General features: G+C 33.5%; 6 protein-coding genes. 1 reads left to right on the plus strand and 5 read right to left on the minus strand.

Annotated features, from left to right (window positions below; all coding sequences use genetic code 11):
- Positions 1 to 125 precede the first annotated feature (125 nt).
- The 5 genes from GTZ96_RS15525 to GTZ96_RS15545 all read right to left on the minus strand — a co-directional run bounded on the left by GTZ96_RS15525 (position 126) and on the right by GTZ96_RS15545 (position 11,354).
- Positions 126 to 1,775, minus strand: a complete 1,650-nt coding sequence (locus GTZ96_RS15525; RefSeq protein WP_161644826.1) for a RagB/SusD family nutrient uptake outer membrane protein — start codon at positions 1,773 to 1,775, stop codon at positions 126 to 128.
- A gap of 27 nt (positions 1,776 to 1,802) precedes the next feature.
- Positions 1,803 to 4,868: a SusC/RagA family TonB-linked outer membrane protein gene (locus GTZ96_RS15530; RefSeq protein ID WP_161644827.1), complete on the minus strand. Its 3,066-nt coding sequence runs from the start codon at positions 4,866 to 4,868 to the stop codon at positions 1,803 to 1,805.
- A gap of 1,007 nt (positions 4,869 to 5,875) precedes the next feature.
- Positions 5,876 to 6,109, minus strand: a complete 234-nt coding sequence (locus GTZ96_RS15535; protein WP_207720196.1) for a hypothetical protein — start codon at positions 6,107 to 6,109, stop codon at positions 5,876 to 5,878.
- Positions 6,110 to 6,690: 581 nt separating this feature from the next.
- Positions 6,691 to 8,313, minus strand: coding sequence for a RagB/SusD family nutrient uptake outer membrane protein (locus GTZ96_RS15540; RefSeq protein WP_161644829.1), 1,623 nt, complete (start codon positions 8,311 to 8,313; stop codon positions 6,691 to 6,693).
- A gap of 26 nt (positions 8,314 to 8,339) precedes the next feature.
- On the minus strand, positions 8,340 to 11,354 hold the full coding sequence (locus tag GTZ96_RS15545; protein WP_161644830.1) for a SusC/RagA family TonB-linked outer membrane protein: 3,015 nt from the start codon (positions 11,352 to 11,354) through the stop codon (positions 8,340 to 8,342).
- Positions 11,355 to 11,977: 623 nt separating this feature from the next.
- On the opposite strand from GTZ96_RS15545, the gene GTZ96_RS15550 reads away from it, so the two are divergent.
- Positions 11,978 to 12,859: an inositol oxygenase family protein gene (locus tag GTZ96_RS15550; protein ID WP_161644831.1), complete on the plus strand. Its 882-nt coding sequence runs from the start codon at positions 11,978 to 11,980 to the stop codon at positions 12,857 to 12,859.
- Positions 12,860 to 12,863: the final 4 nt, after the last annotated feature.

The following is a 12,863-nucleotide window of genomic DNA, read 5'->3' on the forward strand; positions in this document are numbered from 1 at the left end:
GCTTTGCAAGCTTCATCATTTGGCAATTCTTTTATAAAGTTTAGTATGCTTTGTCCTTCAAATACTTCCATAACGACTGTTTTTAAAGACATAAAAATACAGAAACTAAATGACTAACTCAATAATTAATAATCTGGATTTTGAACAATACTTTTATATGTATTATCAATTTCGTATTGAGGAATAGGTCTTAAAAGATGTTTCGCTTTAAGAGCATTATTCATGGCAGCATGTGGATTATAAAGCAAGGTACGCTCAATAAGCTTTCCTGTTCTTTTCAAATCCATCCATCTGTTTACTTCTCCGATCAATTCTCTGGCTCTTTCATCAAGAATAAAATCAAGAGTTACTTGTCCTGCAGTCACAGCTGTAATTAAACCGGCTCTAGCTCTTAATGTAGTAAGGCGTGCAGCAGCTGTTGTTGGATTTGCTGATTTTAAATAAGCTTCAGCAGCTATTAAATACGCTTCACCTGATCTCATAATTACCATATCTCTTGTTCCTTCTGACAATTCATTAGGTTGTTTAAAAGGGACTCCTGGTTCATCAAATTTTTTGAACATTGGGGTATGGGCATTCGTAACACCATCAACTACAAAGTACTTGTCTGGATTGATTACTTTATAAGGTACTGCGGCTATTTGAGCAGGGGTCCATGCCACTTTTGGAAAATAGATTGCTCTACTTCCTGCAGGCACAGTCACTGGCAAACCACCCACTGTAGATGCATAAGCTTTATCAGCAAGAATCTCTCTACGGAATGTAGCATCAGCTCTTTGATCATTATCATCAAAAAGGGTAAAGAAAAAAGGAGTTGGTAAAGGATCTAGCCCTTTTTGGTATAAATTCCCCCTAGTCATCCCAGGGTAGTCATAGTAAGGGAACTTATACATTTGATGTCTTGAATTCCCCCAACCTCTACTAGTAGTACTGCTTCCAAATAAATAGGAGAAGAAAACTTCAGAGTTTCGTTGATTACTAATACTTGTTAATGAAGCAAAAGTATCTACTAAAGCATGATGGCTAATAACAGTTTCAGCTAAAGTAGCAGCAGTAGTAAAATCGGCAGGAACACCAAAGGTTTTATAACCTTTAGTAAGCAAAACTTTTGACAACAAATGTCTTACAGCATCTTTAGAAACCCTACCATAAACAGTAGGCGTTTCATTTACACCTGTTAAAGCATCTTCAAGATCTTTTATAATTTGTGTATAAACAGCCACTTCGGTAGCACGAGTATAATCTGTTTTAGTTGCGTCACTTGGTTTAAGCTGATTCAGTACCAATGGTACTCCACCATAGTTTTCTACCAAATTAAAATAAGACATCGCTCTAAAAAATTTAGCTTCACCTACTCCAGCTGTTTTGACAGCAGCATCAACACCTTGAATTAGATCTGCATTGTCTATCGCTACGTTAGCCGCAGCAATAATACTATATTGGTTTTTCCAATATTGAAATGCAACACCATTTAATGGATTCAGTTCAACATAGTCATTAAGGTCACTGACACCTGAAATTGTTGAACCTCTAGTTACTATATCAGTTCCCAGATCCTCAAAAGAATAATACATATCAGGAGCATAATGTGTTGTAGTTTCTCTAGCTCTTTCATAAACTGAAGCAACAAACTGATCAAAAGTATTAGGATCTATGAGAGCAATATCGATAGTTTTTGATGATTTATTCTCTTCCTCAAGGTAACTATCACAAGCTGTGCTCAACATTCCTGCCGTTAGCAGTACTACAATTAATTTATAATTAATATATTTCATTTTTCTCGAATTTTATTTAAAAAATAGTTAAAAGCTTAAATTAAGACCAGTCATAAATGTACGAGATGTAAATGCCGCACCAAATTGATCTCTTCCTGCATTTTCAGGATCCCAACCGTCATATTTAGAGAATACAAAAGGATTTTGTACCGTACCATAAATTCTTAGGCTAGCTATCTTAAGTTTATCAAGTAAAGCTGATGGAATCTTGTACCCTAAAGTGATATATCCCACTTTAACAAAAGACACATCTTTATAATACAAAGCACTAGCATAAGTACCTCCATTACCAGGTTGGTGCCAATCATTTGATTGGTTTTCTGGAGTCCAATAGTCTACCTTATATCCATTAAAAGTTCTGGTAGGTGTATCTTGCCAAGCCCACGCAAAGTTGGAATGAAAATTACTCTTATACATATTTCCTTGACTAATATTAACGAAGAAAGAGAAGTCAAAGTTTTTAAAGTTTATAGTATTTGTTATACCTCCAGTCCATTTAGGTGTAACTTGACCTATTATCTTTCTATCATCAGGAGTAATCTTGCCATCTCCATTAACATCAGTTACTCTTACCTGACCTGGACGTTGACCGAATGAAGCTGCCTCAGTTACTTGATCCAATTGCCAGATACCTGCAAATTCATAATCATAAATAGAACCAATAGATTCTCCTACTTTATGTATCAAATTAGTTCCTCCTACATTAAAAGTAATATTATCAACTCCTCCATAAAGTTTATCAAGGTTGTTCTTATTAGATGCAAAATTGAAATTAGTTGTCCATTTGAAACCACCTTTATCAATATTCACCGTATTTAATCCAATTTCGATTCCTTTATTAGTTGACTCTCCCACATTATCAAATGTTCCTGTGAAACCTGTTACTAATGGTATTGGTGTAAAAAAGATAATGTTTGTGTTTTTTCTATTGTACACATCTATCGAACCTGTAATTTTATTATTCAAAAACCCAAAATCAAAACCTAAGTTTAACTCTGTTGTTTTTTCCCAAGTAAGATTCTCATTAGCCAATCCTGTCACGTATGCAGTTGCTATTGAAGAACCGCCTAAATTAGTAGCACTAGCACCTAATAACGATTCCGATTGTAGTGGTGTTAATCCACCTCCTTGACCATTGTTACCCGTTTGACCGTAACTCAATCTAAGTTTTGCAATGGTAAAAACATTTTGCTTTTGCATAAAATTTTCCTCCATTATCTTCCATGCAAAAGCCGCTGACGGGAAAAACGCCCATTTATTCTTAGCCGATAACATAGATGAACCATCATAACGTCCTGTAACAGTAAAAAGGTATCTATCCATTAAACTGTAATTTAACCTTCCTGTATAAGACTCCAAAGTTTGTTTAGTAAAATCACTTGTAGGTGCTATAACATTAAGTCCTGCATCTAAGTTGTAGAATGAGAAGGCATCTGTAGTGAAATTTTTAACCGTATTATTGTACCCCTCTTTGCGTTCCATAAATCTTGAAATTACTCCAATAGCATCAATAGCATGAATACCCTTGCTGTATTTGTAGTTGAAGATATTATCCCAAGAATATGAAAAATAATTTGCATTGTTTACAGTAGCCGTTCTAAGTGTCGGTTGCGCAACTACATCTTTAGAGTATAATCCACGGTATTCACCATATCGAGAATATTTAATATTTGGTGAAAATTTAGTAGTAACTGTTAATCCGTCTATCGGCTTAATTTGCAAAGCAATGTCTCCAAGATATTGTAAATACCTTGTCTCTCTGGTTTGGTTATCTGCCTCAAACAAAGGATTGGTAATCTGGGTTTCCTTTTTTGTTGGAAAAAAACGCAAAGACCCATCGTCATTATAAGCACGACCAATAGGTTTTAATCTATAGGCACTTCTAAAAGCTTCCCAGCTTCCTGTGTTTTGGATAGCACTGGTAATATAGTTGCTCACGCTTAAATTTATCCATTTGTTAAGATCACTTTTTAAACTTCCCCTGATGTTAAATCTGTTGAAGTCTTCGCCTTCAATTGTTCCTTCATCTTTGGTATAAGCCAATCCTAGTCCATAAGTAGTATTGTCATTTCCTCCTCCTAAATTAAGTGTATGATTGGTTTGAATACCATTTTTAAGCATCAAATCAACCCAGTTTGTGCTTACCCCATCAGCAATATTTTGCAATTCTTCTGTATCTAAAACAGAAGACAATACTACATCACTTGCTCTATAGTTAAGGTTTCCAGTATTTTTCACAAACTCGTTACCCACAACAACATCCTTCAAGAATTTAACATACTCAGTCCCGTTCCATATGTCTGGCATATGATAAGCTTGTTTAAAGCCAATATAATTACTATAATCAACCTTTAATTTACCTTTTTTACCTCGTTTGGTTTCTACAATAACAACCCCATTACTTCCTCTAGACCCATATACTGCGGTAGCTGAAGCATCTTTAAGAATATCCATTCTACTAATATCAGCAGGATTTAAAAAAGATATATCATCCAAAAAGATTCCATCCACAATAAAAAGCGGATTTTGTCCAGGAGTAAAACCTCCAGAAGCAGCTGTTGCGTTAGAGTTAATAGTACTAGCTCCACGAATACGAATATTGAAACCTCCAGAACCTGGTTTATTATCAGTACGTTGAACAACTACCCCAGCTGACTGTCCTTGTAAGGCAGAAACAGCATCTACCTTGTTTGCTTGTTCTATTTGCTCTGCTTTAATAGAGGATACAGAACCGGTAAGATCAGAACGTTTTACCTGTCCGTAACCAACAACAACAACTTCATTAAGCTGTTGATTATCATCTTTCAAAGTCACATTCAAAGTTTTTGTTCCTTTGTAAGGCACCTCTAAAGTTTGAAACCCAAGGAACGAGAATACAAATACATCCCCAACCTTTGCGCTAATTTGATATTTCCCATCAAAATCCGTTGCAACTCCCTCTTTTGAGCCTTTGATTGTAACATTTACCCCTGGAAGAGATAACTTATTCATATCAGTTACAACACCTGAAACTTGCGTTTTTTGCGCCCACGAATTAATTGAAAACGCTATCAAGAAAAATAACGTCAATAATTTGAATTTGGTTTTTTTCATTTTTAATTAGTATTAGTTAATAATATTATGGTAAAATTAACAGTTAGGCACAGCTGGGGAATGGATAAATTCGTCAAAAACATATAAAATACAATCAAACACCATGAAAAAAGCAACTAAAAAATACATTTATCATTTTTAATCAGTTATTTTTTTGAATTATCATTAATATCTACACCTAACTAACAAGCCTTTAGCAAATTTAACCCTGACATAATACTAACAAACATTTATGTTAATTCCAAAACCCTTTTTTAACATTTAAAAAACCAATAATCCTTAATTTTTAAACTAAAATTCATTTTCAAAAATCACTTCCTTGATTTCCTTTCAATAAAACATCTCTTCGTTGTTTCATTTTTAGAAATTAAAGCCACAAATAAAAAATATCAACCTAGAATTCTAAAAAAACTATAATTAAATACATGTAATTTATTTTATAAAAATTACCACTACGAAAATTCACTCATGTTTTTGCAGCATTTATCCATTTTGAAATTAACAATTAGCACAACTACTGTAGTTTTTAAAAAAATCAAATCATTCATTAAAACATCATAAAAATCAAACTCATATGGAAAACGCTAACAACTCAGACAAATTCAAAAATCCGATGCATCAAATTGATTATTTATAAGAAAATCGAACTAAAAACTATCCTGACCTGCTGCCGAGACAACAGAAAAAGAAGAATTACGTAATTATATCGATTCAGAAAGAGCAGAAACAGTAAGAGAGTTATACCGAATTAATCAAACCTATGATTTTGTAAAAGAGAAAAAGAGTTCTTAAAATTTGATAGAAAAGAAATGTATGCACCAATACTTTCTAAATTAGAAATCGGCATTTATTTGGATAAAAACTTCTCCTTTGTGACTATTGGACTTCACTAGAGTTTTAGACTGTAAATTGAAACAAACCATAACGCCTAGTAGCCGTTATATTTAACATCAATATTATAATCGGCTAGATTCAAATTGTAATTGCATGGAGTTGTATTTTCAGTATTACCCAAAGAAAAGTGATGCTCTTTCTTTAGTTTGACATTTTAATTTACCTGTTATAGACATGATGGTCATACTGCCGTAATCCTGAACACAAGAACCATGAAACCAATGACTTCCTCTAAAACCTGAAATCTTTGTATCTGTATAAATAAATGGCGCAACACATTTAGTTTCCGTTGCCTTCGTTTGGACAGTCCAGTTGGTCATTCTAACAGGAACCACAATACGAGACACTACTTGCGCATGTTCTCTTTTGCTTCGCTATGATTTAATGCATTAATACTATAGAAGGTGATGCCCCGATTAAAGGATTTACAAAATCTATACTCTTACTTATTGAAGTTTTTAACAGAACAAGAAAGTATGCTTAACAAAACGGGGCGGCTATTAACCTATATCGAAATAAACGGTATAAATTCATATTTATGTGTTTGTGTTTTTTGATGATGCCAAAGCCGATTCATCAAAAATGAATTCCTATTTAAGACTATTATTTTTATTGATTACGATACTAAAAAACCTGCATCCGAAGAAAATGAAGCATTACTAAAAACAAATGGCAATGAATTAATCTAGCAAAAAGACTTCTTTTGATTCCCTTTTAAAACAGTTGAACTTCTTTTGATTCAAAAAAAATTAAACTATTGAAACAAGTAAAAAATGTGCTTCTTCCTATTTAAAACAAAAACTATTTGCAATTATACAATAACCACAAACTCGAATTATTTAAAAAAAAGGAGAAGAAGACAGTTGCCTCTTCTCCTTTCAGGGTTAAATAAATCACCAACTTAACTAACTAATAAACAATAAATAAATTAATTTGCCGGATAGGCTGGATTTTGAACCAATGCTGGATTCAACGTTAAGGCATCTGTTGGGATAGGGAAAACACGACGATAAGCTTCGGCGTTTGTTTTAAAGCCCCAAGTTCCTTCAAATTTTCCAAAACGAATCATATCATTTCTATGCCAACCTTCCCAAGCAAATTCGCGAGATCTTTCTTTGTATAAATCATCAAGAGTAACACTTGTCCATGCCGCCGAAGTAGTACGATTAGAACGAAGACTGTTCACTAATGAAAGTGGAGTATCGCCTAAGGTAGCAGCTCCACCACGAAGAATAGCTTCAGCTTTCATCAGAATAACATCAGAATATCTTAAAAATGGCACATCATTATTTTGATTTCTACTTGTTGAAGTAGCATCCGGATAAAACTTAATATTTCTGTATCCCATGTTCCAGGCAATCTCGTCATTACCACAATCATACAAAGTAGGATCTTGACGATACGCAATATTAGGTGTTAAATTAACTTGATAGGTATAACTTGCTCCACCATCAGAACCTGTATAAAATTGATCATAACCTTTTTTAGTTGTAGTAACGGTTACTGGAGTTACTCCGTCATTCATGTATTGCAATCCTGTTAACCATTGTTTGTTTCTAATGTCGTTAGCGTCATTAAAATTAGCATAGAATTCAGGCAAAGTACTTCTAGGAGCACTTGGAGTATAAGGTAATCCAAATTTAACACGCATTGAACGAGGCACATCATAACGGGCATGATACATCTGACCATTGTAACCTACTGCCGAAGAAGCAGGATCATAAGGTACTGCAAATATAAACTCTTTCATTTGTGGACCATTATTTGGATAGAACATTTGAAGATAAGTGCTTCTTCCTTCAATAGCATATAGACCCGATTTAATTACCTCATCACAGGCAGCTATACAATCATTGTTGCGTTGTGTTCCTGTATACACCTCAGCATTCAGATACATTTTAGCCAATAAAGCATTAGCTGTTTGTTTGTTTGGTCTTCCATAAGTAGTTACTCCAGAAGCAGCACTCAAATTAGGAAGCGCTTTTTTAAGCTCTGATTCAACAAATTGAAAAACTACTTTTCTGTCTGATTTTGCATGTGAAGTAAAATCTCCATAAACAGTATCCAAAGGAACATCACCATAACTATCCATCATCATAAAATAAGAAATAGCACGCATGGTTTTCATCTCAGCTATAGCCATATTTTTATCAGTTCCTGCAGGCATGGTTTTATCTAAGATAGAAATAGCCTGATTAGAAGTTCCAATTACCCTTGATAACCATCCCCAAAGCCCATTTGTCCATCCGTGATCTTTGTTCCAAGAATGATAATGCAACTTCATATAGTTTTGATTATCAAACCAGTTCCCTCCTCTGGCAGGCATAATTGCCTCATCAGTACTCAAAGATTGAGTAAACCACCAAGAGAATGAATAATCGCCACGGAAAGCTACATAAACAGGTCCTGCTGCTTGAATATATTGGGTAGAATTCTGAGGAAATACATCTGGCGTTAACTGAGTGGTGATAGGCACATCAAGATTATCGCAAGACCATAATAAACCAACACAAACGATTGGTAAACTGAAATATTTAAATATCTTTTTCATAGTTTTTTTATAATTACAATTAATTCTTAGAAAGTCACTTTTAAACCAAATAAAACAGAACGTGTTTTTGGATAAAAGTTATTTGAATCTACGCCTGGAGCAGTTCCTCCTTGTTCTACCTCTGGATCAATTCCACTATATTTGGTAATTACAAATAGATTATTTACAGTACTATAAATACGTAAGTTTTTAATGTATTTATGAATGCTTGGGAAATTATATCCTAATGTAGCATTGTCTAAACGAATGTAACTTCCGTCTTCGATGAATCGAGTTGAATATTTATAAGCATTCAAATCGCTAGGAGATTCATTAGCTGCATCAACTAAAATATTAGTAGTCATAGCTGTAGAAGGTCTAAACAAATCGGCACGAGTAGCATTGAAAATTTTATTACCAAATACTCCACGAATAAAAATGTTTAAATCGAAGTTTTTGTATTTAAAATCATTTGACCATCCCAATAATACTTTTGGTTGTGCATTACCAGCATAGTGATAATCAGTACCAATTTGTGGGTTAGTTGTTAAACTTCCATTTTTAGCAACATATTGAGAAACTCCACTTGAATTTTTTCCTGCATATTCAAGGGTAAAGAATTGTCCTAATGGTCTTCCTTCTTTGAAAATTTGTAATGAACTTCCTGTTTGCCCTGCTCCTTCTGGTTGAACTCTTCTAATTGAGTCTCCTCCAATAAAGAATGGATTTGTCAATTTGGTAATCAAGTTTTTATTATGAGACGCGTTCATTCCAGTTGACCAAGTAAAATTTTTAGTTTTTACCGGAGTTGCATTTAAACTCAACTCAATCCCTTTGTTTGACATACTTCCGCCATTAGCAACAATATTACCAACTGGTACAAGAACCGGATTAACACTATAATTAAAAATCATCCCTGTAGTTCTCTTATCATAAACATCAATCGATCCTGATAATTTCCCTCTTAAAACTGTAAAGTCAAGACCTAAGTTAGCTGTAGATGTTTTTTCCCATTGCAAATCAGGGTTAGCTGCTTGGTTTGGACCATAAGCACCAACTTGTTGTCCATTATAATAATAAGTTCCTAAACTTCCTGAAATAAACTGAGCTGTATAAGCATTAAATCCTGATGAATTTCCTGTTACACCATAACTTGCACGTAATTTCAAATCATCAAAAATACGTTGATTTGCCATGAAGTTTTCTTTGTCCATTCTCCAAGCACCTCCTACTGAAGGGAAATAACCCCATCTGTTATTAGCACCAAATACTGAACCTCCATCTCTTCTGATAGATCCTTGTAAAAGGTATTTGTCATTATAATTGTAATTCAAACGAGCAAAATCAGAAATCAAACGTGTTTTTTGATAAGCTGTACTACTTCCAAAATCTACTCTATATCCCGAAACAGAAGAATAATTACTTAAAGCTAAGTTGTTATAACTTACATTATCCACTGGAAAGTTAGTAGTTGTTGCTTGGAATCCATCGCCTAAGATATCTTCTTGCCAAGAATATCCAACCACAGCATTAATTTTATGATTACCAAAAGTTTTGTCCCAAGTCAAGAAACTTTCGACAATATTATTTGTATTAGTATAAGTATTTCTTAAAGCTGAACCATTTACACCAAAGTTGATTAAAGAGTGTACAGCTGGTGGTTCTGGATTGTTATAAAAGTTAGCACTATTGTATTGTTGGTAGTAGCTATCATAAAATTCTCCATGAAAAGTTGTTGTTTTTTGATGCGCTATATTCAAGTTGTATTTTAAACCAAAAGGCAACTTAATTTCTGTTGTAAAATTTCCAACTAAATTACTTGTCTTAGTATCATCATCACCATGATCGATTAAAGCTACCGGGTTAAAATATCCAGTACTAATGAAGTTTTCAAAGAAAGTACCATCAGCATTTCTAACTGGCGATACCGGCAAGTGGTTTACTGCTTGCAAAAGAACAGTATTACGTTGAGCTACATTCTTAGCAGTAGTATTCGAATTAGACACATTCAATCCAAACTTTACTTTATCATCAAAAGCAAATTGTTCTACCGAAAGACGAGCAATAATACGCGAAAAATCACTACTTAATATAACACCTTCTCTATTAAGCGAAGTCAAACTAGCAGTATAATTTCCGTGTTCACCACCACCACTTATAGATAAATTATGACTTGTAGAAAGTGCTCCAGATCTAAGAATGGCTTTTTGCCAATTTGTATCAGCTCCTTTATCATTCTCAGGAGTAAAAGAAAGATTGTTTTTAGTAACAAATTCTCTCAATTGTGTAGCATTCATCATATCTAGTTGATTAGATATTTTTTCAAATCCTACATAAGTACTATAAGAAATTTGTGTTTTTTCTTTACTACCTCTTTTAGTAGTTACCATGATTACACCATTAGCAGCACGGTTACCATAGATTGCAGTAGCTGCAGCATCTTTAAGTACATCAATACTAGCAATATCATCAGGTGAAACTAATGCAATATCAACTCCAGGAACTCCATCTACTACATAAAATGGTCCTTGTGAACTATTTAATGTAGAAGCTCCACGCAATACTACCGAAGCTTTACGGTTAGGGTCACCACTTGCAGAAATATTCAATCCTGAAGATTTCCCTTGTAACAACTGCCCCACATCACTTATAGCTCCTCTATTTAATTCATCAGCTTTTATTGATGTAACCGCAGTAGTTAAGTTTTTACGTGAACTTTTACCGTACCCTACTACAACTACTTGCTCTAAAGCATTAGCTCCTGAAACCAATTTAATTATCAAATTAGATTTTGAGCCATTTAATTTCATACTCTGATCAGCATAACCTACATAAGAAACTGCTAAAACAGCATTAGGTTTTGAAACATCAAGTCTGAATTTCCCGTCTAAATCTGTCACAACTCCATTTTTCGTTCCGCTTTCCAAAACATTTGCACCAGGCAAAGGCATATTTTGATCATCTACTACCTTACCAGAAACTTGCGTTTTTTGCGCCCACGAATTAATTGAAAACGCTATTAAGAAAAACAACGTCAATAATTTGAATTTGGTTTTTTTCATTTTTAATTAGTATTAGTTAATAATGTTATAGTAAAATTAACAGTTAAGTACGGCTTGGGAATGGATAAATTCGTCAAAAACATATAGAATTCAATCAAACACCCGTAAAAAAAGTAGTTAAAAAATACATTTATTATTTTTTATTAGTTATTTTTTTGAATTTTCATCAACACCAACCCCTGATCAACAAGCCTTTAGCAATTTAAACCCTGATATATCACGAACAAACATTTAAGTTAATTTGAAAATCCTTTTTTAACATTCAAAAAAAACAATAATTCTTAATTTTAAGCTAAAATTCGTTTTCAAAAGTTACTCCCTTACCTCCTTTCAACAAAAATCAACTCTTTATTACTTCTTATTACTTCATTTTTAGAAATTAAAGCCACAAATAAAAAATAGTGACTTAGAGAACATTCTAAAAAAACACAGATTTAAATACATATACTATAATTTATTCAATAAAAAAATAACACTATGAAAAATCCATCCATGTTTTTGGAGCATTTATCCATTTTGAAAAAATAGTATGTTCGTAATTTTGAAATTGACAATTAGTACAACAACTGTAGCTTTTTAAAAAATTCAAATTATTCATTAAAACATAATAAAACACAACTCACATGGAAAACGCTAACAACTCAGACAAATTCAATAATCCGATGCATCAAATTGATGATTGGGAAGAAAATATAATCGAACGCTATCCTGATCCTGCTGCCGAAACAAAAGAAAAAGAAGAATTCCGTAATTATGTGGATTCAGAAAGAGTAGAAACAGTAAGAGAGTTTTACCGAATAAACCACACCTATCAAACCTATGATTTTGTATGCGAGAAGGAAAAAGAGTTCTTAAAATTTGACAGAAAAGAAATGTCTCTTTGGGAAGCTGTAGATTTCCTGAATACTTTAGTTGATGATAGCGACCCGGATATTGATTTAGACCAATTCCAACACCTACTTCAAACCTCAGAAGCCATTCGTGCCGACGGTCACCCCGATTGGTTTGTACTTACAGGATTCTTGCACGATATTGGAAAAGTATTATGCCTGTTTGGAGAACCACAATGGGCTGTTGTAGGAGATACTTTCCCAGTAGGCTGTCAATTTTCAAATAAAATTGTTTATCCAGAGTTTTTTGCTGCAAATCCAGATAGTACTAATGAAAAATACAACACTAAATACGGTGTTTATTCCCCTAATTGCGGATTAGACAATGTGAAAATGAGTTGGGGACATGACGAATATTTATACCAAATCATGAAAGACTATTTACCTGAACCAGCTTTATACATGATTCGTTACCACTCTTTTTATTCTCAACACAGAGAAAATGCATATACGCATTTAATGACCGAAAAAGATATTGAAATGTTCGAATGGGTAAAAAAATTCAATCCTTACGATTTATACACTAAAGCACCTGTTAAACCGGACTCAAAAGCCTTAAGACCTTATTATGAAGAGTTAGTGGCTAAATATCTACCAGCTAAATTAAAATTCTAAAACA

Source organism: Flavobacterium undicola (assembly GCF_009909155.2).
Classification (GTDB): domain Bacteria; phylum Bacteroidota; class Bacteroidia; order Flavobacteriales; family Flavobacteriaceae; genus Flavobacterium; species Flavobacterium undicola.